This window comes from Brevundimonas sp. GW821-FHT10E09 (assembly GCF_058809375.1).
Genome location: NZ_JBXASO010000015.1, coordinates 16,495 through 38,213 on the forward strand (window position 1 = coordinate 16,495; position 21,719 = coordinate 38,213).

Annotated in this window: 18 protein-coding genes; 9 read left to right on the top strand and 9 right to left on the bottom strand. The window is 66.9% G+C overall.

Going from position 1 to position 21,719, the window contains the following annotated elements:
• The first annotated feature begins 490 nt into the window (after window positions 1-490).
• Window positions 491-1,192 (top strand): helix-turn-helix transcriptional regulator, encoded by a 702-nt coding sequence (locus AC1RSI_RS13855; protein ID WP_154727023.1) that lies wholly within the window; start codon window positions 491-493, stop codon window positions 1,190-1,192.
• Window positions 1,193-1,248: 56 nt separating this feature from the next.
• The gene (locus AC1RSI_RS13860) at window positions 1,249-1,596 is read left to right on the top strand and encodes a VOC family protein (RefSeq protein WP_035309238.1); all 348 of its coding nucleotides are present in this window, start codon (window positions 1,249-1,251) and stop codon (window positions 1,594-1,596) included.
• A 2-nt stretch (window positions 1,597-1,598) separates the two neighbouring features.
• Here the strand turns inward: AC1RSI_RS13860 and AC1RSI_RS13865 are convergent, their stop codons facing one another.
• On the bottom strand, window positions 1,599-2,699 hold the full coding sequence (locus AC1RSI_RS13865) for a cytochrome-c peroxidase (protein WP_291756339.1): 1,101 nt from the start codon (window positions 2,697-2,699) through the stop codon (window positions 1,599-1,601).
• 5 nt (window positions 2,700-2,704) lie between these two features.
• Window positions 2,705-5,206, bottom strand: a complete 2,502-nt coding sequence (locus AC1RSI_RS13870; protein WP_196066389.1) for a TonB-dependent receptor plug domain-containing protein — start codon at window positions 5,204-5,206, stop codon at window positions 2,705-2,707.
• Between the two features lie 107 nt (window positions 5,207-5,313).
• Here AC1RSI_RS13870 and AC1RSI_RS13875 point away from each other — a divergent pair, with 107 nt between their 5' ends.
• Window positions 5,314-6,075 carry a cell envelope integrity TolA family protein gene (locus AC1RSI_RS13875; RefSeq protein WP_154726467.1) on the top strand — a complete coding sequence of 254 codons (762 nt, stop codon included), beginning with the start codon at window positions 5,314-5,316 and terminating at the stop codon, window positions 6,073-6,075.
• A gap of 3 nt (window positions 6,076-6,078) precedes the next feature.
• Here AC1RSI_RS13875 and mnmA read toward each other — a convergent pair whose 3' ends face one another.
• The 5 genes from mnmA to AC1RSI_RS13900 all read right to left on the bottom strand — a co-directional run bounded on the left by mnmA (window position 6,079) and on the right by AC1RSI_RS13900 (window position 12,371).
• Window positions 6,079-7,290, bottom strand: coding sequence for a tRNA 2-thiouridine(34) synthase MnmA (gene mnmA / locus AC1RSI_RS13880; protein WP_035305238.1), 1,212 nt, complete (start codon window positions 7,288-7,290; stop codon window positions 6,079-6,081).
• A 92-nt stretch (window positions 7,291-7,382) separates the two neighbouring features.
• Window positions 7,383-7,667: a CtrA inhibitor SciP gene (gene sciP, locus AC1RSI_RS13885; RefSeq protein ID WP_026108337.1), complete on the bottom strand. Its 285-nt coding sequence runs from the start codon at window positions 7,665-7,667 to the stop codon at window positions 7,383-7,385.
• A 172-nt stretch (window positions 7,668-7,839) separates the two neighbouring features.
• Window positions 7,840-9,624, bottom strand: a complete 1,785-nt coding sequence (gene flgE / locus AC1RSI_RS13890) for a flagellar hook protein FlgE (protein WP_035305235.1) — start codon at window positions 9,622-9,624, stop codon at window positions 7,840-7,842.
• A gap of 46 nt (window positions 9,625-9,670) precedes the next feature.
• Window positions 9,671-10,387 (bottom strand): flagellar hook assembly protein FlgD, encoded by a 717-nt coding sequence (locus AC1RSI_RS13895; protein ID WP_035305231.1) that lies wholly within the window; start codon window positions 10,385-10,387, stop codon window positions 9,671-9,673.
• A 4-nt stretch (window positions 10,388-10,391) separates the two neighbouring features.
• A complete protein-coding gene (locus AC1RSI_RS13900; RefSeq protein ID WP_230307668.1) occupies window positions 10,392-12,371 on the bottom strand; it encodes a flagellar hook-length control protein FliK in 1,980 nt (659 codons plus the stop codon).
• Window positions 12,372-12,777: 406 nt separating this feature from the next.
• Here AC1RSI_RS13900 and flgK point away from each other — a divergent pair, with 406 nt between their 5' ends.
• The 6 genes from flgK (at window position 12,778) to AC1RSI_RS13930 (ending at window position 19,925) form a co-directional block, all read left to right on the top strand.
• The gene (gene flgK, locus AC1RSI_RS13905) at window positions 12,778-14,895 is read left to right on the top strand and encodes a flagellar hook-associated protein FlgK (RefSeq protein ID WP_035305228.1); all 2,118 of its coding nucleotides are present in this window, start codon (window positions 12,778-12,780) and stop codon (window positions 14,893-14,895) included.
• Complete coding sequence (locus AC1RSI_RS13910; protein WP_008261892.1) at window positions 14,892-15,857, top strand: flagellin; 966 nt, start codon at window positions 14,892-14,894, stop codon at window positions 15,855-15,857. Before flgK ends, AC1RSI_RS13910 begins: the two co-directional genes overlap by 4 nt.
• A gap of 447 nt (window positions 15,858-16,304) precedes the next feature.
• Window positions 16,305-17,423: an MlaE family ABC transporter permease gene (locus tag AC1RSI_RS13915; RefSeq protein WP_154726466.1), complete on the top strand. Its 1,119-nt coding sequence runs from the start codon at window positions 16,305-16,307 to the stop codon at window positions 17,421-17,423.
• On the top strand, window positions 17,420-18,262 hold the full coding sequence (locus AC1RSI_RS13920) for an ABC transporter ATP-binding protein (protein ID WP_154726465.1): 843 nt from the start codon (window positions 17,420-17,422) through the stop codon (window positions 18,260-18,262). The genes AC1RSI_RS13915 and AC1RSI_RS13920 overlap by 4 nt, the downstream gene beginning before the upstream one ends.
• Before the next feature lie 77 nt (window positions 18,263-18,339).
• Window positions 18,340-19,278 carry an MlaD family protein gene (locus tag AC1RSI_RS13925; RefSeq protein WP_008262102.1) on the top strand — a complete coding sequence of 313 codons (939 nt, stop codon included), beginning with the start codon at window positions 18,340-18,342 and terminating at the stop codon, window positions 19,276-19,278.
• Window positions 19,275-19,925 carry an ABC-type transport auxiliary lipoprotein family protein gene (locus tag AC1RSI_RS13930; protein ID WP_154726464.1) on the top strand — a complete coding sequence of 217 codons (651 nt, stop codon included), beginning with the start codon at window positions 19,275-19,277 and terminating at the stop codon, window positions 19,923-19,925. The genes AC1RSI_RS13925 and AC1RSI_RS13930 overlap by 4 nt, the downstream gene beginning before the upstream one ends.
• Window positions 19,926-19,940: 15 nt before the next feature.
• On the opposite strand, the gene AC1RSI_RS13935 is transcribed toward AC1RSI_RS13930, so the two are convergent.
• Both AC1RSI_RS13935 and AC1RSI_RS13940 read right to left on the bottom strand, forming a co-directional pair.
• On the bottom strand, window positions 19,941-20,894 hold the full coding sequence (locus tag AC1RSI_RS13935; RefSeq protein ID WP_154726463.1) for a hypothetical protein: 954 nt from the start codon (window positions 20,892-20,894) through the stop codon (window positions 19,941-19,943).
• A 165-nt stretch (window positions 20,895-21,059) separates the two neighbouring features.
• The gene (locus AC1RSI_RS13940) at window positions 21,060-21,716 is read right to left on the bottom strand and encodes a 3-oxoacid CoA-transferase subunit B (RefSeq protein ID WP_154726462.1); all 657 of its coding nucleotides are present in this window, start codon (window positions 21,714-21,716) and stop codon (window positions 21,060-21,062) included.
• Window positions 21,717-21,719: the final 3 nt, after the last annotated feature.

Sequence of the window (21,719 nt, forward strand, 5' to 3'; positions counted from 1 at the left end):
CCCTACCTACCCCTCACGCATGCGCATTCGCCCTGGACCGGCAGTCGGTCCAAGCCCTTGGGCGCATTCATGGGGACGTAGTGGGTGAACATGGGTCTCTCGTCTTCGGGGCTGGGCTCTTACACTCCGAAGTTCGTGTGCACAACCCGCCGGGCGCGAGGAACGGTCACAAGGGACCGATCCCCCTCACCCTTGCGGCGTGAGGAACACCGGGTTGGCGTAGAACCACAGGTCGCTCCAGGGGTCTTCGCCGGCGGGGTCGGGCGTGGGCTCAAGCTCGGCGCCGTTGGTGCCGCGCACGCGGATGTAGCGGGGCGTGGACGAGGCGGGGAGTGTGTGGCGGATGGTGATGATCTCGCCGTCGCGGGTCCAGTCGGCGACGGTGAAGCGGCGTTCGACCCGGGTGGAGGGGTTGTGGTCGGCGCCCCCGACGAGGTTGAGAGAGATGGATGCTGCCGCTTTCTGGCAGCAGGTCTGCTAGGATCGCGACGTGTCCCGGTCCGAACGCCTGCTCGATCTTCTGAACGCCCTGCGGCGGCGTCGCCGGCCGGTCAGCGGGCGTGCGCTGGCCGAGGAGACGGGGGTCAGTCTGCGCACCCTGTATCGCGACATCGCCAGCCTGCAGGCCCAGGGGGCGACGATCGAGGGGGAGCCGGGGGTCGGCTATGTGCTGAAGCCGGGCTTTCTGCTGCCGCCGCTGATGTTCACGCCGGAGGAGGTGGAGGCCCTGGTGCTGGGCTCGCGCTGGGTGGCCGACCGGGCCGATGCGCGGATGCGCGAGGCGGCGCTGGGCGCGCTGGCGCGGATCGCGGCGGTGGTGCCGCCGGACCTGAGGGACGAGATGGAGACCTCGGCCCTGCTGGTCGTGCCGGGGGCGCCGTTCCCGGTCGATTTGGTCGATCCCGCCCTGCTGAGGAAGGCGATCCGCACCGAGCGGCGGCTAAGGCTGTGTTATCGCGACGAGGCGGGGGTGGCGTCGGAACGGGTGGTCTGGCCCTTCGCCCTGGTCTTCTTCGACCGGGTGCGGCTGCTGCTGGCCTGGTGCGAACTGCGGCAGGATTTCCGCAGTTTCCGCATCGACCGGATCGTCGAGGCCGAGGTTATGGAGGCGCGCTATCCGGCCCGCCGTCAGGCCCTGCTGAAGACCTGGCGCGAGGCGCAGGAAAGCCGCGATCGCTCTGCATCATGCTGACAGGAACTGGCAGTAGTCCGGTCTAGGTTTGTTCTCGTAGAAGGCGGAGGGCGAACATGACTGACATCGACGACATTCTTCTGGCGGTGGCCGACCCCGAGGCCAGCGCCCGCTTCTATTCGGGCCTTCTGGGGCGCCGGCCCCTGATGGCGGGGCCGGACCGCGCCCTGTTCATGATGCGCTCGGGCCGGGCGCTGGGTCTGATGCGGCGGGCCCCTGCCGATGCGGGCGAGGGGCGCGAGCTGGAGTTCCCGCTCGACGACCCTGCCGCCGTCGAACAGGCCCATATCGACTGCTGGGACCGGGGCGCACGCATCCTGATTCCGCCGATGGAGATGGATGCCGGGCGCGGCTTCGTGGCGCGCGACCCGGACGGAAACCGGCTGAGGGTCTACGCCGTCTGAGGCTAAAGCGCTTCCAGGAAGGCGACGAGGTCGGCGCGCTCCTGTGGCGCCAGGTTCCGTTTGAACAGTAAGGGATCGGTGGTCGGGAATAGGGGATCATCCTTCTGGTCCAGGGCGGGACGGGGGCGGGCCCCGCCGGCGTCATAGAAGGCGACCACGCCCTCCAGCGTCGGGAACAGGCCGTTGTGCATCCAGGGGCCGGTGCGGTTCACGTTCAACAGGGACGGGGTCCGGAAGGCGCCGACGTCGGCGGGGTCGCGGGTGACCTCGTAGCGGCCCAGATCCTGGCGGGCGCGGCCGTAGAAGCTGAGGCCCAGATTGTGGAACTTCTGGTCGCTGAGCAGGGGGCCGGAGTGGCAGTTGGCGCAGCCGGCCTTGGTGCGGAACAGGTGCAGGCCGCGCAGCTGTTGATCGTTCAGGGCGTCGCTCCGGCCGGCCAGGAAGCGGGCGTAGGGGCTGGGGCGGGGCTTCAGGGTGCGCTGGAAGGCGGCCAGGGCCTTGGCGATCCGGTCGGTCGTGACCTCGGGCGAGCCGAAGGCCTGGGCGAAGGGGGCGGCGTAGGTCGGGTCGGCGGCGATGCGGGCCGTGACCGCCGGCAGGTCGGCGGCCATCTCCCTGGCGTCGACGATGGGGTGCAGGCTCTGCTCCTCCAGGGTCCTGACCCGGCCGTCCCAGAACAGGCTGGTCGCCCAGGCGGCGGCGGCGACCGAGGGAGCGTTGCGCCGTCCCCTCTGGCGGTCATGACCGAAGGAGGTGCGCACGCCGTCGGCGAAGCCCAGTTCCCGCGCATGGCAGGAGGCGCAGGCGATCTGGCCCGAGGCGGACAGTTTCGGATCGTCGAACAGGCGCTGGCCCAGGGCGGCCTTTTCCGGGGTGGTCGGATTGTCGGCCGGCTCGGGCGCCGGGGGCAGGGGGGCGAACTCGGCGAAGGTCGCGCCCTCTTGCAGGAGCGGGCGAGGCCAGGTCTCGGGGCCGCCGGCGTAGGCGAGGCGAAGCTCGGCGTCGCTGGACGGCGTCTGGACGCGCGAGACCGCCGCCCCCACGCCCAGATGGAGCGCGACGACGGCGACGACGAGGGCGGTGATGTCGCGGGCGGGTTTCAAGGTCTTCAGTACTTGTATTTCAGCGAGACCCAGAGGTTGCGGCCCAGCTGGTAGGGCTGGCTGGTCGAGGTCGAGGTGTTGTTCCGGATCGTGTCGAAGAGGTTGTTGACCCGCAGGTCCAGGGTCGTCGTGCCGAACTGGGTGCGGGCGATCTCGGCCTGGAGCGACAGATTGGCGTCGATGGAGGCGTCGTAAGTGATCGGGCCATAGACGGCGTAGCGGGCGCCATCGACGGTCATGGTCTCGCCGGTCGCCTCGACGCGGGAAAACTCGTCGCGGAAGCGGGCATTGAGATTGGTCTGGACCCGCCCGCCCATCCAGGACGAACCCCAGTCTGCATTGATGACGATCGGCGAGGCGAAATCCTCGCGCTGGTTGTCGGACAAGGCTTCGAACAAGGAGACGATCCGGCCGTTGTAATAGACCAGCTCAGCGCCTTCGAGATCGTCGCTTTCTTCGAAGAAAGTCAGGTTGGTCGATTGGGCGCGCGAGAAGTTGGTGTTCAACGCAAGGCTATGACGTCCGAAGTCTCGGTTCCATTCTAGCGAAAGGCCGCGATAGTCGGAGTGCCCGTCATTGTTCGGCGTGGTCACCAACCGTGAGCGGGTTTGGCCCAGTTCGTTGACATAGTTCTCACGGACGGCCGTCGTGGAGAACTGATCCTTGCCGTCGCGGAGTATGCCCTTGATCCGATAGCGACCTCCCAGAAGATCGCCCTGGATGGCTGCAGTCAGTTCGTCGGAATACGGGGTGGCGAGATCATATTGGGAAAAGCGGGTCGCTGTGGTGTCGCCAGTCTGAAACCATGTGTCGCCCCAGACGCCGTCGACGGCTTCACGTTCATACTGCAGGGTCTGCAGGCCGTTCTCGCGCACCGCATAGCCCAGGAAGGATTGGCGATAGTAGCGGTTCGCCCCGATTGTCGCCGTCATGCCCCACCAGGGCAGGTCGCGGGCGACCGACAAGCGCGGCGCTATGTTGTGGTTCTCGAGATAGGTTTCATAATCGTACCTCAGGCCGGCCCGGACCTGGAAGCCCGACCAATCGAAGGCATACTCGCTCCATAGTCCGTAGGTTTGCACTGCGGTTTCGCTGCGATAGGCCTGATAGACTTGATGACGGGTCAGGACATACGAACCGGTCACACAGGTCAGCGAATCCTCGTTAGGATCGGCGCAGACAATGTCAGAGGATACGACGCCAGTTTGCCAGTTGTGATTGGTCTGCGGGCGATTCTTCATCACCTCGGTTTGGGCGAAATCCAGGCCCAGCTTCAGCTCGCCGCCGCCCAACGGCTGACGCCAGTCCGCCTTCAGCCCGTAATCCTTCTGGTTTTGGTCGATGTCGCCCAAGCCGCCGGTCGTGCAGGCGGGGTTGGTGCACCAATCGATCTCCTTAGCCTTGCTCGGCAGGCTGTACTGGACATCAGGGGCTTCGCGGCCGCTGTCCAGATCGGCATAGCTGAGCTGGACGCTCCAGTCGGCGTCGCCGCGCCGACCGCGCAACCGCCCCTTGGTGGTCAGTCCGCCACCCTGTTGATACATCAGGGCGTTGATCGCGACGAGAGAGGCATTGGTGCTTTCATAAGGGCTCCAGTTGATCTGGCCGTCGAAGGTCAGATCGTCGGCGATGTCGTACTCCGCCTTCAGCAGGAAATTCTCCGCCTTGCTGGACTGGCCGAAGGTTCGGTCCACGTATTTAGCGTTTCGATAATAGGTGACATCGGAGTCGGAATAGCTGTAGGCGGCGAGCAGACGCAGCCGTTCGCTGACGGGGAGATCGACGGTAAAGCCGTAACGGCTCTTCTCGTAATCAGGCGCTTCCGGCGTGTCGTCGCCAAGTTCGCGGCGGACCGAATCCGGCATTCGGAAGCTGGCCATGTCGGTCCGGGTCATGCCGTAATAGGCGGTGACGCCGAAGACTGCGGCCGGCGCGCGGGTCTCTACATCGACCACTCCGCCGAGGAAGCCGCCATACTCCGCTGAGATGTTAGAATCGAGCAGGGTGATCTTTCCGATCAGGCTGGAATCGACCCAAGCGCCCTGAGGCGAGCCCCCGGCGACTTCATCGATAGCCAGAGGATTGCCGGCGTTATACAGGCGCGAGTTCACGCTGATCCCGTCCAGAATGAACTGGTTGTCCAAGGGACTGGCGCCAGCGATTGATATCTGCGCCGGACGGATGTCCTGGACGCCTTCGCGTGTCGCCATGCCCTCGTCGTTGCTGAACTGCACCGTTGGAGCCAGCTTCAGCAGCTGATTTCCGTCGCCGGAGCCGGGCGCGCGGTCGCGAACCGATTCAGCGCTGAAGGTGGTCTCGCCGGAGTTGATCGCGGCGCCGTAACTGTAGGCGGTGGAGGCGCGGGATTCGTCCGTGACGACGACGGTGGGTATGGCGGCGTCGGCCTGGTCTGTCCGGCTCTGCGTTTGGCCCGGCGCCTGAGCCTGTGCAGCGCCTGCAAGCAGCAAAGCCGCTGCGCTGGCGGATGAAACGAGTGCGATACGCATGGTGATGATCCCCAAACCCACTGAGCGGAGGCGGGGTACGCCTGGCCAAATTGAATTGCAACTCATTATCAGTTGCGTTCTCAGCAGTCCGGTTTTATGCGCCCCTCATGCCGCCTGAGTATGTTTCTCCGCTCGCCAAGGCAGCGACCGGGGTGGTCGTTGCGGCCGTCCAATTGGGTCTGTTGGCGATGCTGGCGGTCGGGTCTGTTCACCCGCCGACGCCCGATCAGGGCGGCGCGCCGGTGATCGAACTGACGCTGTCGCCGCGCGCGGCCTTCGACAGTGTCGATGGATCGACAGAGGCGGCGGCCTCCAAAGGCGGCGACCATCCCAAGGCGGCGCATGAACCCGAGGTCCAGACCGCGCCCGTCCGACCGGCGCCCAGGCCGTCGCAGACCCTGTTTCCAACACTTCAGACGCCCATAGCCCTGACGTCCGCCGTTTCGGAGCCGCTGGTTTCGTTTCAGGCGGAGGGCGGATCGGAAGCTGAACCGGGACCCGATGGGGCGCAGGACCTGCGGCGGGGCCTGACCGGGCGCGGCGCGGCGGCGACGTCCGGCGCCAACGGGGGCGCCCAGGTCGACGACTATTACGCCCAGGTTCTGCGCTGGGTGGAGACGCACAAGCGGCACCCCGGGGGCGTCACGGGCCTGGTGACGGTGGCCTTCACCCTGGATCGCCGGGGGCGTGTCAGCGACGCGCGCATCTTGTCGAGCAGCGGTCGAGCGGCGCTGGACGCCGCGACCCTGAGCCAGATCAGGGCCGCAGAGCCCTTTCCCCGGCCCCCTGCCGGCACGGCCTGGCGGACGCGCGAGTTCCGCGTGCGGCTGGACTATCGCCCGCGCGAGGGCGGGCGAGACGCCCGTTGAGGCTCAGACCGCGACCGCCGTCGTGTCGCGGATGAAGCCGCCGCCCAGAACGCGGTCGGGGTCGGCCGGATCGTACAGGGCGCAGGCCTGGCCGGGGGCGACGCCTTCCTCGCCCTCATCGAAGACGATGCGGACGTCGCCGTCGACCAGGGTCAGACGAGCGGGCGAGGGCTGGCGAGTCGAGCGGACGCGGGCCAGGACGGGGAGGCCGGCTTCTGCGGCCTCACGGATCGTGGCTTCGTCGCCCAGCCAGTTGGTCTCTTCCAGCGTCAGGCTGGCGGTCAGCAGGGCTTCGCGCGGGCCGACGATCACGCGGCGGGTTTCGGGCTCCAGCTTGACAACGAACAGGGGCTCGCCCACGGCGACGTTCAGGCCCCGGCGCTGGCCGATGGTGTAGTCGGTGATGCCGGCGTGGGTTCCCAGCACCCGGCCGTCCATGTGCACGATCTCGCCGGCCTCGCGGCCCTGCGGACGCAGACGGTCGATCAGGGTGCGATAGTCGCCGGAAGGGACGAAACAGATGTCCTGGCTGTCCGGCTTGGCCGCGATCTTCAGCCCCAGTTCGGCGGCGACGCCGCGCACCTGGGGCTTTTCCAGATCGGCCAGGGGGAAGCGCAGATAGTCGAGCTGGTCCTGGGTGGTGGCGAACAGGAAATAGGACTGGTCGCGCGAATGGTCGATCGCCTTGCGCATCTGCGAGCGATTGCCGACCGCAGCGCGGCGCACATAGTGGCCGGTGGCCATGGCCTCGGCGCCCAGGTCGCGGGCGACGTCCAGCAGGTCGCGGAACTTGACCGTCTGATTGCAGCGGATGCAGGGGACCGGGGTCTGGCCCTTCAGATAGGAGTCGGCGAACTGATCGATCACAGCGTCCTTGAACCGGCTCTCGTAGTCCAGGACATAGTGGGGAATGCCGATCATCTCGGCGGCCAGACGGGCGTCGTGAATGTCCTGGCCCGCACAGCAGGCGCCCTTCTTCTTCAGCGCCGCGCCGTGGTCGTAAAGCTGTAGCGTGACGCCGACGACGTCATAGCCCGCCTTGTGCAGCAGGGCGGCGACGACGGTGGAGTCCACCCCGCCCGACATGGCCGCGACGACGCGCGCCCCGACCGGCAGGCCGACCGCCGCCCGCGCGCTCTCGACCGCCGCATCCATGTCGGTGCGGCGAATGTCGGGAACGGGGCAGATGTCTTCGACCAGGGTCATGGCCGCCATTTAGTGCGGAACCCGCGCGATTTCGAGGCCGGCCAACGAAAAGGGCCGCATCCGTCGCCGGATGCGGCCCTCGTCGTCTTCGGGGGGGACCCTTAGGAGCGGTAGCTCTGGATCCGCGTCGTGCGCAGACCCTGCATGCCCCATTTGTCGATGGCCTTCTGCCAGGCGAGGAATTCTTCCGCCGTCAGGCGGTACTTCGCCAGGGCGTCGTCAAGACTCAGCAGACCGCCGCGAACGGCGGCGACGACCTCGGCCTTGCGGCGGATCACCCACCGATCCGTATTGGACGGCGGCAGATCGTTCAGGGTCAGGGGCGTGCCAGTCGGTCCGACCACGTATTGTTCGCCTTTGCTATTCAGGCGTCGCTCTTGCAACATGGGCTTATGCCTCTTTCACCAACACCGTAGTGTCATGAATGTAGGCCACCCCCGCTAAGGTCGGTTTAAGGGTCGTGGTGAAGGAACTGATAAAACCCGTCCCTCCCCAAACCATTTTGTAAACCTTGCTTGAACGACGATTCATTGAGACTAACGCTTACTTACTCGCCGATCAGCGTTTGATGTTGATCAGTTCGGCGAGCATTTCGTCCGCCGTGGTGATGATCTTTGACGAGGCGGAATAGGCCCGCTGGGTGGTGATCAGGCCGGTGAATTCGGCCGACAGATCGACGGTGGACGATTCCAGCTGTTGGGCTGCGATCGTGCCGGCGCCGCCGGTTCCGGCCGCCTTCAGGTTGAAGGTGCCGCTCTCCAGGCTGACGGCGTAGGCGTTGCCGGACACCTCTTTCAGGCTGTCGGGGCTCGGGAAGGTGGCGATGGCGACCTGGGCGATGCGGCGCATGACGCCGTTGTCGAAGATCGCGGTGACGAAGCCGCTTTCATCAATGGTGATCTCGCTCAGATTGCCGAAGGCCGTGCCGTTGGTGACGGTCGACTGCACCACGGACGCGGTGTTCAGCTGGCTGAGCCCGCCGGCGGAGGTGTTGAGGTCCAGCATCACCGTCTGGGCGGCGATGCCCAGGCCGTCGGCCCATTTGACCTTGCCGTTGTCCAGCGGGTCGGCGGGATCGATCGTGTTATTGGGGTCTGACTCCAGGAAGGAGAGGGTCGCCTGGGTCGGGTCGTCGAACAGACCCGTGCCGGCGGGCCAGCTCTGCATGGTCTCGACATCGAGGCGGCCCGAGGGTGTGAAGGCGATCAGGCCGGTCTTGATCTGGCCGTTCGAGTAGGGGGCGCCGGTCACGACGTCATCGGCCGGCGCCGAGACGATTTCAGCATACCACTGGTTCGGTTCGGCGCTTTTCAGGAAACGAATCTCAAGATTGCGCTGGCCGCCCTTGGAGTCAGACACCGGGATGTTCATCTTGAAGTCCGGCTTGACGCCCGCCGGCGTGTCGTCGTCGGCGTTGTACATCGCCATGGAGTTGACGGAGGGGTCGTATTTGGTCTGGGCGACGCCGTTCGTCGCCATGCCGATTTCCGCGAAGTCGATCGCATAGGGCGTGCCGTTGACGGGCGGCGTGCCGCTGGTCGGGGTGATGGTCAGGGTGGTGGCGTTCGCCGTCGCCGATCCATTGGCGCTGGAAGCGGCGCTGGGAACGAAGCCGGTCAGGGCGCCGGTCGCGTCGTAGGTGGCCGTGCCGACGATCTTGGTGATGCCTGACTTCAAAGTGACTTCAAACGTATTGGCCCCGGTTCGTTTATAGCCGACGGTGACGTCGTGCTTGACTGGCGGAACAGCAGCGTCTTCGACGCCGTTGTAGCTGGTGGGAGCCGCGGGGCTGGATACGGCCTGGGTCGAGCGCAGGTTGGCGTTGATCTGGACGCGGGTGGTCGGCTCGGCCGTGCCGCCGACCGAGCCGATATTCACCGAGCGCAGGCGCGACAGGTCGGACGGGTCGGTCGCGATCTCCCCGTTGGAATCCACCGGCCAGCCCTGCAGGTAAAGGCCGGCGCTGTTCTTCAGATAGCCCAGGTTGTCGACGCGGAAGGCGCCGGCGCGGGTGAACAGGCGGGTGTCCGTGGCGCCGACGTTTTCGGCCTGGGTCGTGGTGACGAAAAAGCCCTGTCCACTGACGGCGAGATCCGTGCTGGAGGTCGTGCGCTGGAGCTGGCCTTCCTGGCTGACGAAGGCTCGGGTATTGGCCATCACGCCGCCCGCCGAATAGGAACCGCCGGCGCGGGTCTGGCTGTTGACCAGGGTCTGGAACTCGCCCTGCGAGCGTTTGTAGCCGACGGTGTTGACGTTGGCGATGTTCTGCGAGATCGCCGCCAGGGCGGCGGAGTTGGCGGCCAGGCCGGACACGCCGGCCAGCATTGCGCTGTTCAAGCTCATGAAGACGCTCCTTGAATGGAATTCATCGGGAAGGCGGCGGAGCGCATCATGCGGCCGCCTCCTCGGTCGGGACGTCCGGATTCTCCGTATCGTCGTTGCTCGGTTTGTCGGCGATCTCGTTCAGCGAGATCACGGTCGAGAGCGGGAGTATGGTCTCGCCGACCACCAGGTACGGTTCGCCATTATACATTTCGACGCCCTTGACCCGGCCCTGGGTCAGAGCCTGGCTGGCGACGTTGGCGTTCTTGGAGTCCATCGCCGAGACCTTCAGCGTATAGACGCCTTCCGTCAGGACTTCGCCGCCGCTCGTCTTGCCGTCCCAGGTGAAGGAGTGAAGTCCTTGGGACTTGTCGGGCGCCGGACCTTCCCAGACGACCTTGCCCTTGCTGTCCAGGACCTTCAGCGTGGCGGCGGCGGCGTCAGACGCCAGTTCGTAGTTCCAAGCCGCCTTGCCGTCCTTCAGCGTTGTGGCCGACCAGGCCGCCGTCACTTCCTTGCCGATATAGGCTGAGGCGTTGTTCAGATTGCCCGATTGAGCCGCGACCAGGCTGGTCAGCAGGTCGTTGGTCAGCAGTTGCTGCTCCACACCGGCCATCTGGGTCAGTTGGGCGGTGAACTCGTTGGAATCGAGCGGCGACAACGGATCCTGGTTCTTCATCTGCGTGGTCAGCAGGGTCAGGAAGGTCTCGAAGTTCGAGGCCAGCATCGTCGTGCCGCTGTTCAGGCGGCCGGAGGCGTCGACGGAGGAAACGGCGGTGGCCATGGGGTCAGACCCTCACATCGACGCGGTCGCGCGTCTGGGAATGGTTGGTCCAGGCGCCCTGGGGCGGCGCAATGGAAAGATCGGCCTGGGCGGTCAGGCGCGCGCCGCGTGCGAACAGGCTCTGGTGCTGCTGCTGCTGGCGGTCGAAACCGCCGCCGGACGAGGTGTCGCGTTGGGTGAAGTCGAGCGAGTCGCTGGCGAGCTGGAAACCGGCGTCCTGAAGCTGGCGACGCAGTTCGTCGGCGCGGCCGCGCAATTCGGCGGCGGCGGCCGGATTGTCGAAGGCCAGGCGTGCGGCGAGCCGGCCGTCGGCGCCGATCTCCAGGCTTACGTCCACCCGACCCAGATCCTCTGGCGTCAGCACCATGTCGAAGCGGGTGGAGCGTCCCTCAAGCTTGCGGGCGATCTGGGCGGCGAGATGGGCCGTCGTTTCGATGGTGGCGCGCGACAGGGACGAGGCGCTGGTCGTCTGGGTCGTGGTCGTCGCCGCATCGAGCGCGCGGGCTTCCGTGGCGCCTTCGACAGGCGTGGCCGGGTCAAGCGACGTCATGGCCGCATCAAGGACCGGAACGGTCCCGGTCGGCGCGGCTTCGGTCGAGGCGGCGTTCTGGGCCGGGGGCGGCGTTGCGTCCGCCATGGCGATGTGGTCGCCGAGCGCGGGTTGCGCCACGTTCTGACCTTGGCTCGCCTCGGCGGGCGCGGGCGCGGGCGCGGCCTTGGTCGAGGCCGGGTTGGGTTGGGCGGCGTTCGTCACGGGCGTCGTCGCCGCCTTGGCGGGCGCGCTTTCAGTCGGTTGCGATGTCGCGATGACCGGCGCGGACCCTGTGTCGGACGGTTCAGTCGGGACTTCGACTTTGGCGTCTATGGCCTGAACCGCTTCGCCGACCGCCAGGCTCGAGATTACCGCGACCGTCTGGACGGGCTGCGCCGCGAGGTTGGCCGACTGGATCGAGACCTTCACGTCCATCTTCGGCGCGGCGGTCTCGATTTTGGGAGAAGCGGCGCTGGCGCCGGCGGATTGAACGGGTTCTGAGACCGGCTTTGTCGCCGCCTTTTCGGCCGGCTTCACGATAGAGGCGTCGGCCGCCACGGCCGATTTGTCGGAGGCCGAGGGCGAGGCGTTCTTCACGCCAGCCGAGCCCTGTTCCGTCATCCCCGATTCCGGCAAAGGCGCCTTCGTCGTCATGGCGTCTTCGGCGACGGGCGGAGATGACTCGGCGGCGTGGACTTGCTGCGCGGCCAGAGCGGCGAGTGTCTGGTCGACATCAGGGGCGACGGGCGCCGCTGCAGCCGTTTCGTGATTCTGGGCGAGGCTCTGTTCGTGCGCGGAGGTCTCTGCCGAGCCGTTGATCGGGGTCTGCCCGGGGACATCCGGGATCGGCGGTGGGGCAGGCCCTGCCTCGACCAATGCGGTTTCGGTCGCGGCCGTCGCGTTCTGCTGAGCGGAGGGCTCAACGGTCACGCCTGCCGCAGCGCCCTGTTCAAGGGCCGCTGTCGTCTGGCCAACGCTTGCGTCCTCGGCAGCCGCTGTTTCAAGCGACGGTTCGGACGCTGTGGTCGGCGCAACAATGGGGGCGGCCACAGGAGCCGACTGCGGGAGAGGAGGTTGAGGCGCAGCCGCGAGGTCGGAAGGTGCGACGGGCGTATCCGTCTGTTCGGTGTCGGCGGCGGCGTCTGAGGTCGGCGCTTCACCGGCGATCAAGGCGTCAGGTGCGACGTCCACCGCTTCCGCCAGGGTGGGAGAGGCGTCGGACGTCTCGGCCGCTTCCATCTCCGGGCTGGAGATCACCGGGAGCGAGAGGCGGCCCGGCGTCCGATGTGCAGCTTCGGCCTTTGCGGCGTCTGCTTTTACGCCCTGGATGGCGTCGGCCAGGTTCGAGGAGAACAGGCTGGCGGTCTCGCTGTCCGTGGCGCCCGGCGCAGCAGCGGCCGATCCGGCGGAGGCCGGAGGCGCGGAGGCGAACATGGCGAATGCGGACGGCATGAAAGGCAGGCGACCTTCAGGGCTGGGCGGCGCCTGCTGCGCCTGGTTCTTCCAACAGCCCGTCGCAAGGGGCGGGCCAGTTGCATATTCATTGATCAAAAAGGGAAAAATCAGATCCTGCCGAAAGCCGGCCATCGGGCGTGGGCCTTTCTTGCCGTGCGTTCGCCCCTTTTTTGCCCGGCTTGGAAGGCGTCGCGTCTGGATCGAAATCGACGTCCTCAGGCCTCCGTCATGTCGCGACGGACATGTTGGCCCGACGCTTGCGCACCTGGCGGACCATGAAGACTGCGCGATCCGCGATGTCGTTTAAAAACAACGCTCTGGTTGAGTGGCGGCGGCGCGTGGCCGGGCAAGATCTGCGCATGGCAGGGCAGGGCTTGCCGGGTGGGGCGAGGGGAGCCGGTCCATGTCGCTGACGTCGATCATGAATATCGCGACCTCGGGCCTCCAGACGGCCCAGGCCCAGTTGCGCGTGACGTCGGACAATATCGCCAACGTCCATACGCCGGGCTATGTGCGCAAGACCGTCGATCAGACGGCGGCCGTAACCCAGGGCTATGGCGCCGGCGTCGATATCGCGCGGGTTCGGCTGGCGACCGATCGGTTCCTGCAGGCTGCGGGGATGAGCGCCAATGCGGACGCGGCGCGCGAGACTGTGCGGTATGAACTGTACGACCAGATCCAGACCCGGTTCGGCGATCCCAGCGGCGACGGCGGTTTCTTCGCGGACATAGACAAGCTGTTCGCCAGCTATGCGACCCTCGGCGAAAGCCCCACCTCTTCAGCCGCGCGCCAGGACACGATCTACAAGACCCAGGCCTTGTTCAATGAGGCCGCAGGCATCGCCACCCAGATCCAGGCGGCGCGCCAGGAAGCCGACGGGCGGCTTCAGAATGCGGTCGAGACGATCAATCCGCTGCTGGAACAGATCGCCAAGCTCAACAAGACGATCGCCGCCGGAACGGTCATCAACCAGGACGTGACGGGCGCACAGAACGCACAACAGACGCTGATCGACCAACTGTCCAAATATATGGACGTCAAGGTGGAGGGCCGGGCCAATGGGGGCGTGACCTTGCGGACCGGGACGGGCACGACCCTGGTCGGCGAAGGGAATGCGACCCTGTCGTACAAGGCGGCGGGGACGGTGGACGCGACGACGGCCTTCTCCGACATCATGATCACCGAACCGAACGGCACGCGCTGGCCGCTGCTGGACGGGGTCTCGTCGGGCGAGATCCGCGGGCTGGTCGAACTGCGCGACATCGACGCCCCGGCCGCCGCCGCCCGTCTGGGCGAACTGACGGCCAAGATGGCCGACGAACTGAACCGGGCCCACAACGCCAACAGCGCCGTGCCCGCGCCGACCAGTCTGACCGGACGAAACACCGGCCAGTCGCTGACGAACGCCCTGACCGGCTTTACCGGCAAGACCACGATCACAACGGTGAACAGCGCCGGCGTGATCCAGGGTTCGGCCGAGATCGTCTTCTCCGGCGCGACCATGACGGTCAACGGGGTGGCCGCCGATCCGACGACCTTCCTGGCGACGGTCAACGCCCAACTGGGGGGGACGGCGACGGTCGGCTTCTCCAATGGACAATTGCGGATCGAGGGCCAGGCCGGAAACGGAATCGCCATCGCCGACGATGCGACGACGCCGAGCAGCAAGGGCGGTCGAGGCTTCTCGCACTGGTTCGGGCTGAACGACCTGGTCAGCACCAAGACGCCGACCTTCTATGAAACCGGTCTGAGTCTGACGTCGCAGCACGGCTTCGATGCGGGCGAGAGTCTGACCTTCCGCATCGGCAGCGAGTCCGGCGCGAGACTGCGGGACGTCACGGTGGCGGTCCCCGCCGGGACCGGGACCATGGGCGAACTGCTGTCCGCGCTGAACGATCCGGTCGCGGGCGTGGGGCGGTTCGGCGCCTTCAGCCTGAACGCCTCGGGCGCATTGAGTTTCAAGGCCTATGACGCCAGCGCCACCAGCATGAGCGTAGTCAAGGACGGCACGACCCAGGATCCATCCGGCGTTTCCATGTCGCAGCTGTTCGGTCTGGGCGGTACGGGCGCGACGCGGGCGGGGGCCTACAGCGTCCGCGGCGACATCCAGCAGGACCCGGCCAAGCTGGCGCTGGCCCAGTTGAACCTGTCGGCCGCCGCCGGAACGCCGGCCTTGAGCAAGAACGACGGTCGCGGCGGACTTCTGCTGGCGGACGCGGGCAAGAAGAACGTCAATTTCGCCTCCGCCGGCGGCAACAGCGGCGGGAGCAAGACCCTGTCGTCCTATGCGGCGGACTTCGCCGGCGACATCGGCGGCAAGGCCTCGGCGGCCAAGACGCGCAGCGAGACGGCGACGGCCCTGTCGCAGGAGGCCGACAGTCGTCGCGCCTCGGCCGAAGGCGTCAACATGGACGAGGAACTGGTCAATATGACCACCTTCCAGCAAGCCTATAACGCCTCTGCCCGCCTGATCCAGGCGAGCAAGGACATGTACGACACCCTGATCGGGATGCTGAAATGACGCGTGTCGCCACCGCCGGAAACTATCAGTCCGCCCTTCTGAATCTGATGACGGCCCAGAGCCGCGCCGAATTGGCGCAGGAGCGGATGGGCAGCGAAAAGATCGCGACCGACATGGCCGGCTATGGCCGGGGCGCGGAACAGCTGACCAGTCTGACCTCGACCCAGGCCCGGCTGGAAGGGTTCATCGGCGCCGGCGAGAGCGCGGCGGCGCGACTGAGCGCCCAGGACCTGGCCATGGGCCGGATCTACGAAGCCGGCACGGGCGCCCGCGAGGCCATCGCCAATGGGCTGGCCGCCGGCAGCATCACCAATCTGATGACCGAACTGGGTCTGCACTACCAGAACGTCCAGGGCGGGTTGAACGCCGAGCATCAGGGCTCCTATCTGTTCTCCGGCGGGCGTGGCGACGTCGCGCCGGCGACGGCCAAGACCATGGCCGATCTGGCCGCCGCCCCCTCGACCGCCTCGACCTTTGCGAACGACAGCCTGAAGCAGAAGTCGCGCATCGACGAGAACACCATGGTCGAGACCGGCTTCCTCGCGGACGAAATCGGCGGCCCCCTGACCGAGGTGTTCCGCAACATGCAGGCCTATCAGAACGGCACGCCGGTGATCATCGACGGCGTGACCTATACGCCCACGGGCGTCGGCACCCTGACGGGCCAGCCGGGGGCGGGCGTCACGGCCTTCCTGAACGCCCAGATGACCCAACTCGACAAGGCCAATCAGGGCGTGACCAACCAGAACGCCAAGAATGGTCTGGTGCAGAACCACGTCGAATCCGCCCTCGAAGCGCACGAATCCCAGAAGATCGCGCTCGACAAGATGATGCTGAAAAAGACGGGCTATGACCCGGCCCAGGCCGTGACCGACCTGCAGATGGCGCAGGTGGCGATCCAGGCCTCGGCGCAGGTGATCAATTCGCTGCGCAGCACGTCGCTGCTGGATCTGCTGCGATAGTCCGAGCTCCAGCCTCCCTGATTCCCGAGGCGTTCAATTCTGCATGAGCCGGCGGTGACCATGGAAAGGGGGCGGGCCCTGGCCTGGACGAAGGATCAGTCGGAATGCTGGCGGTCCACCCGGCCTATCTGCTGCGACTGCCGGACAGGGCCGCCTAGGCCGGGGCGCGGCGGACCTTGGTCGAGGATCTGACCGCCGCGCGACGCCTTGTCGGTTGAAGAACGAACGAATCCGGTCTGGCGGCGTTGCCGTTGTAGCGCCAGCATGGCGGTGGGGAATATCCTATGGGGGACGCAGGTCCGACACAGTGCGAAAGGAAAGCGCAGTGCAAATGTCATCGCGCGTTGACTTCCCTCTTGGGCTTGACCATGAGGCGTGTCGGGTTTTCGGCGGTCCCATTCATAGGTTGGGAAGTCGCTTGATTCCCGTTCTGACTTCCGGGGCGCGATGAGCCAGACCGATTACGAAATCACGGACGCCGGCGACGGGACGGCGAAGCTGCGCCTGGTCGGCGACTGGACGACGACGGCCCTGGGCCGTTTGCCGCAACGGCTCGGCAAGGATCTTGACGGCCGCAAGATCGAAAGCGTGGACACCCGCGACCTGGGCCGTTTCGACACGGCCGGCGCCCTGGCCCTGGTGCAGGCGTCGCATTGCGGCGTGCCCAAGTCGGCGTGGACGGAGCGGCCTGAGGCGGGCCGCATCTATACGATGATCGAGGCCCTGGAGCGCAAGAGCTCGCCTCCGCCGAAGCAGCCGGACGCCTTTACCCGCGCCTTCGCCAAGATCGGGCGGGGCGTCTATGATTTCGGGGCCGAGGCCATGCTGTCCCTGGCCTTCCTGGGACGTCTGATGGAGGCCGTGGTCGAAGCCGCCAAAAATCCGGGCGGCATCCGCTGGCCCGCCTGGGTCAGTCAGGCCGAGCGGGCAGGTCTGGACGCCATCCCCATCGTGATGGTGACGAACTTCTTTATCGGCGCGGTCGTGGCCTTCATCGGCGTGGACCTGCTGACCGACTTCGGCGCCCAGGTCTTCGCGGTCCAGCTGATCGGCGTGGCCATGTTCCGCGAGTTCGCGGTGGTGATCGCCTCGGTCCTGCTGGCGGGGCGGTCGGCCTCGGCCTTTGCAGCCGAGATCGGGTCCATGCGGATGAACCAGGAGGTCGACGCCATGCAGGTGATGGGCGTCAATCCGTTCCAGGCCCTGGTGGTGCCGCGCTTGGCGGCCCTGGTGCTGATGCTGCCGTTGTTGACCTTCATGGGCATGATCGGCGGCCTGCTGGGCGGTCTGATCGTGTGCTGGAGCTCCCTGAACCTGGGGCCGGCCTTCTTCTTCCAGCGGTTGGTCGAAGACGGGAGCATGGCCCAGCACATGATGGTCGGCCTGGTGAAGGCGCCGGTCTTCGCCCTGGTGATCGCCGCCATCGGCTGTCGTCAGGGGATGTCGGTGGCCGGGGATGTCGAGAGCCTGGGCCGGCGGGTGACGGCGGCGGTGGTGCAGGCGATCTTCGCCATCATCCTGCTGGACGCGGTCTTCGCCCTGATGTTCCTGGAGCTGGACATATGACCGACGCGACGGCGGCGGCCGCCGCGCCGGAAGACAAGCCGGCCGAGAACCTGATCGAGGTGCGCGGCCTGCTGAGCCAGTTCGGCGACCGGACCATTCACGAGAACCTGGACCTGGACCTGAAACGGGGCGAGGTCCTGGGGGTGGTCGGGGGATCGGGCGCGGGCAAGACCGTGCTGCTGAACACCATCATCGGCCTGAAGGAGCCCGAGGGCGGGTCGGTCAAGGTGCTGGGCTACGACCGCGCCACCCTGACGGACGATCAGGCGGCGGATATCGAGAAGCGCACCGGCATCCTGTTCCAGCAGGGGGCGCTGTTCTCATCCCTTACCGTTCTCGAGAACGTGGCGGCGCCCCTGGTCGAACATACCAAACTGCCCAAGTCGGTGATGTACGAACTGGCCGAGCTGAAGATCGCCATGGTCGGTCTGAAACCGGAGCATCATCATCTGAAGCCGGCGGAGCTGTCGGGCGGGATGAAGAAACGGGCCGGTCTGGCGCGGGCCCTGGCGCTGGATCCCGAACTGGTCTTCCTGGACGAACCGACGGCGGGCCTGGACCCCATCGGGGCGGCGGCCTTCGACGAATTGATCCGGCAGTTGGCCGACGATCTGGGCCTGTCCGTCTTCATGATCACACACGACCTCGATAGCCTGTACGCCATCTGCGACGAGGTGGCGGTGCTGGCGGACAAACGGGTCGTCGAAAAGGCCACGGTGCAGGAGCTGGAACGCTCCGACCATCCGTGGATCAAGGAATACTTCCTGGGGCCGCGCGGTCGCGCCGCCCACGGTTCCGACCGCGCCTCGGCGCGGTCGGAACCGGAAATGTCAAAATGAGCGCGCAGCGGGCGGCGAAACCGGCGACCACTTTCGCCTGCTGCGCGCTCGAGACCGCGGCCTGAGGAGAGCCGAGTATGGAACGAGACGCACACTACGCCGCCGTCGGAATCGCCACCGTCTGCCTTATGGCGGCGCTGGCGGTGTTCACCATCTGGCTGGCCCGACTGCAGTTCAACAGCGACTATGACCTGTACGACATCGTCTTCTATGGGCCGGTCAATGGCCTGTCGGAAGGCGGCGAGGTGCATTTCAACGGCATCCGCGTCGGCGAGGTGACCGACCTGAACATCGACACCAAGCGCGGCGACCAGGTCATCGCCCGGGTTCGCGTGGACGGTACGACGCCGGTGCGCGTGACCTCGCGCGCCCAACTGGAGCCGCAGGGCATCACAGGCCTGAACTATATCCAGATCACCGCCGGCTCGCCCAACAGCGCCCTGCTGAAGGACCAGTATCCGGACAATGTGGTGCCGGTGCTGCAAAGCCAGCCGTCGCCGATCGCCGAGCTTCTGAGCGGCTCGGGCACGGTGCTGGCCCAGACGGTGGATGCGCTGAACCGCATCAACCGCGTCATGTCCGACGACAATATCCGCAGTTTCTCGACCAGCGTGAAGAACGTCGAGGCCCTGACGACCGAGCTGGAGGCCCGCAAGGCCATCTTCGCCGAGCTGGAGGCGGCGGTGAAGAACGCCAACGCCACCATCCTTGAGTATCAGGGGCTGGCGGCCGACATGCGCGCCGTCGTCAATACCGACGGCCGCGAAGCCATCGCCAACATCAACCAGGCGACGGCGGAGGCCCGCACGGCCATCGCCTCGGCCAACCGCTCGATCACCGGGCTGGAACGACCGCTGGGCGACTTCGCGACGTCCAGCCTGCCGCAACTGAGTGGAACCATCGAGGAACTGCAGGAGGCGACCCGGTCGCTGCAGGCCCTGATCGACGACGTCCGCGCCAGCCCGCGCGACTTCATCGGGAAACCGCAATCGAAAGAGCTGGAGGTGCAGCCGTGATCCGTTCCCTGGTGCAACTGGGCGCCGTCGCCGGCGTCGTCGTCTCGCTGGGCGGCTGTTCGCTGCTGTCCACGCCGGACCCGGTGCAGAACTACCGGTTCGGCCTGCCGCTGGACGCCCCTTCGGCCGAGGGCGACACGCCCGCCCCCCTGTCGGTGTCGATCCGCCGGATCGAGTTTCCTGAAGCGACCGGCGACGACCGGATCCTGGGCGTCACGGGGACCGAAACCGCCTATATCGGCGGGGCCCGCTGGGTGTCGCCCGCCGCGACCCTGTTCGACGACAGCCTGAAGGCGGCCTTCGCCAATCGGGCCGACCAGATCCGCGTTCTGGGCCGACGCGAACCCGGCACGCCGCCGCTGGTGCTGCAGGTCACGGTGACGCGCTTCGAAGCGCGCTACAACGCGCCGGGGGCGACGCCGGACGTGGTGATCACCGCTCGCGCCCAACTGCGTTCGACGCCCGAGCGTCGCACCGGCGGGGATGCGGCGATCCGTCCTGAACAGGGGCGGTCGGTGGAGCGGGTCTTCACTGTGACCCAGCCGGCGGGCGAGAACCGGGTCTCGGCCATCGTCGCCGCCTTCGACACGGCGACGCGGGACATCAACACCCAGATCGCCGACTGGACGATACAGTCGGCGAAGTGAGGGCTGGGGCCCGGCTCAGGTGACCCACTGGAGGGACTCGGCTTCGACCGGGTTCCTGTAGGGGGCGTCGTCGCGCTGGGCGCGGAGCAGGGCGGCCTTGGAGGCGAAGTAGAAGGCGGACGGGCGATCCGGGTCGCCGGCGAAGACCAGCGGCAGATGCGGGCTGCGGCCTTCCAGCCGCTCCAGTATGGCCACGTCCTGACGCAGGAAGGTTCGGCCCCAGGCCGACAGCAGCGGGCTGCCGAACCGCAAGGCGGTGGCCGAGCAGAGGATCAGGTTGCGGATCACGACGTCGCCTTCCGCCTGGGGCGTGACGGTGGTCAGGTTGATCAGCTCGAACCCGCGGGCCGTGACGCGCTCCAGCCGGATCGATGGCAGGCGGAACTCGATACTGACCCTGCGGTCTTCGGACACCAGATCATAGGCGGGGGTGGAGGCGAAGGCGTCCGCCGCGACGGCCGTGAAGCCGAAGGGCGAGGGGCTGTAGCTCTTGGTCTTGGTGCGTCGCGCCTGACTGCGCCACCACCAGGCGTTATGGATCATCGGCACATGGGCCGGGTCCAGCAGGCCCAGGACCGCCTGGTCATAATCCGCACGCGCAGGGGCCTTGGAATAGGCGATCAGGGCGAGGGGCGCCTCGGGCGTCGGAGGCAGGTCGGGCGGGGCGACGGAGCCGGCGGGGCAGGCCCAGATCAGTCCCAGGCGGTTGATCAGTCGCCAACCGCCGCAGGCCGTCGTCTGGACGGCGTCCGGTGCAATCGTGGCCGGCAGGTCGATCCATTCGCCGTGGAGCTGAGCCCGCGTGGCAATGCGGGTCCGAGCGGCGCGCACCGGATACCAGGCGTGGATCGGGGCGCCGAAGCGGCGGTCGCCCGCCTGGCGCGCGATCAGACGGGCGTCGAGATCGACCGCTTCCGGCAAGGCGGGGCCGTCGGAGGCTGCGGGCCGCGCCTGGAGCGAAGTCGCCATGTGACGGAGGTCGCCTGTTCTCGCCCCAGGGGGGGGGCGTCGGATGCCGGGGAGCGGGCGCCCCAGGGTCGCACCCGGAGGTCGCGCAGGACCTTCGGGTCAGCAACACTAGCGGGCCCGCCATCACCCAACAAGGTTCGATTAGGCGACCCCCGGAGGGGCGGCTCAGGCCGCCTGAAGGCTCGGAGCCACGGTGTAGGCGGCCTCGGTCTTGGCGGCGACCTCGTCCAGGGTGACGCCGTCGGCGAGTTCGATCAGTTCAAGGCCAGCGCCGTTCGGCTTGACGTCGAAGGTTGCCAGGTCGGTGATGATGCGGCTGACCACGCCCGTGCCGGTCAGGGGAAGGGTGCAAGCCTTCAGCACCTTGGACTGGCCGTGCTTGTTGGCGTGCTCCATGACCACGACCACGCGCTTGACGCCGGCGACCAGGTCCATGGCCCCGCCCATGCCCTTCACCAGTTTGCCGGGGATCATCCAGTTGGCGATGTCGCCGTTCTGGGCCACCTCCATCGCGCCGAGGATGGACAGGTTGATATGGCCGCCGCGGATCATGGCGAAGCTGTCGGCGCTGCTGAAGTAGGAGGATTCCGGGATCTCGGTGATCGTCTGTTTCCCGGCGTTGATCAGGTCGGGGTCCTCGTCGCCCTCATAGGGGAAGGGGCCCATGCCCAGCATGCCGTTCTCGGATTGCAGGGTCACGGTCATGCCGGAGGGGATGTAATTGGCGACTAGGGTCGGGATGCCGATGCCGAGGTTCACATAGAAGCCGTCCTGAAGCTCCTGAGCGGCGCGTTCGGCCAGTTGTTCGCGAGTGCGGGGCATGAC

Excerpts from the sequence above, each read along its gene's own strand:
- AC1RSI_RS13870 (WP_196066389.1), bottom strand. The coding sequence starts at position 5,206 with ATGCGTATCGCACTCGTTTCATCCGCCAGCGCAGCGGCTTTGCTGCTT.
- flgK (WP_035305228.1), top strand. The coding sequence starts at position 12,778 with ATGTCGCTGACGTCGATCATGAATATCGCGACCTCGGGCCTCCAGACG.
- AC1RSI_RS13900 (WP_230307668.1), bottom strand. The coding sequence starts at position 12,371 with ATGCCGTCCGCATTCGCCATGTTCGCCTCCGCGCCTCCGGCCTCCGCC.
- flgE (WP_035305235.1), bottom strand. The coding sequence starts at position 9,624 with ATGAGCTTGAACAGCGCAATGCTGGCCGGCGTGTCCGGCCTGGCCGCC.
- AC1RSI_RS13910 (WP_008261892.1), top strand. The coding sequence starts at position 14,892 with ATGACGCGTGTCGCCACCGCCGGAAACTATCAGTCCGCCCTTCTGAAT.
- AC1RSI_RS13895 (WP_035305231.1), bottom strand. The coding sequence starts at position 10,387 with ATGGCCACCGCCGTTTCCTCCGTCGACGCCTCCGGCCGCCTGAACAGC.
- AC1RSI_RS13875 (WP_154726467.1), top strand. The coding sequence starts at position 5,314 with ATGCCGCCTGAGTATGTTTCTCCGCTCGCCAAGGCAGCGACCGGGGTG.
- AC1RSI_RS13940 (WP_154726462.1), bottom strand. The coding sequence starts at position 21,716 with ATGCCCCGCACTCGCGAACAACTGGCCGAACGCGCCGCTCAGGAGCTT.
- mnmA (WP_035305238.1), bottom strand. The coding sequence starts at position 7,290 with ATGGCGGCCATGACCCTGGTCGAAGACATCTGCCCCGTTCCCGACATT.
- AC1RSI_RS13920 (WP_154726465.1), top strand. The coding sequence starts at position 17,420 with ATGACCGACGCGACGGCGGCGGCCGCCGCGCCGGAAGACAAGCCGGCC.
- sciP (WP_026108337.1), bottom strand. The coding sequence starts at position 7,667 with ATGTTGCAAGAGCGACGCCTGAATAGCAAAGGCGAACAATACGTGGTC.
- AC1RSI_RS13925 (WP_008262102.1), top strand. The coding sequence starts at position 18,340 with ATGGAACGAGACGCACACTACGCCGCCGTCGGAATCGCCACCGTCTGC.
- AC1RSI_RS13935 (WP_154726463.1), bottom strand. The coding sequence starts at position 20,894 with ATGGCGACTTCGCTCCAGGCGCGGCCCGCAGCCTCCGACGGCCCCGCC.
- AC1RSI_RS13860 (WP_035309238.1), top strand. The coding sequence starts at position 1,249 with ATGACTGACATCGACGACATTCTTCTGGCGGTGGCCGACCCCGAGGCC.
- AC1RSI_RS13915 (WP_154726466.1), top strand. The coding sequence starts at position 16,305 with ATGAGCCAGACCGATTACGAAATCACGGACGCCGGCGACGGGACGGCG.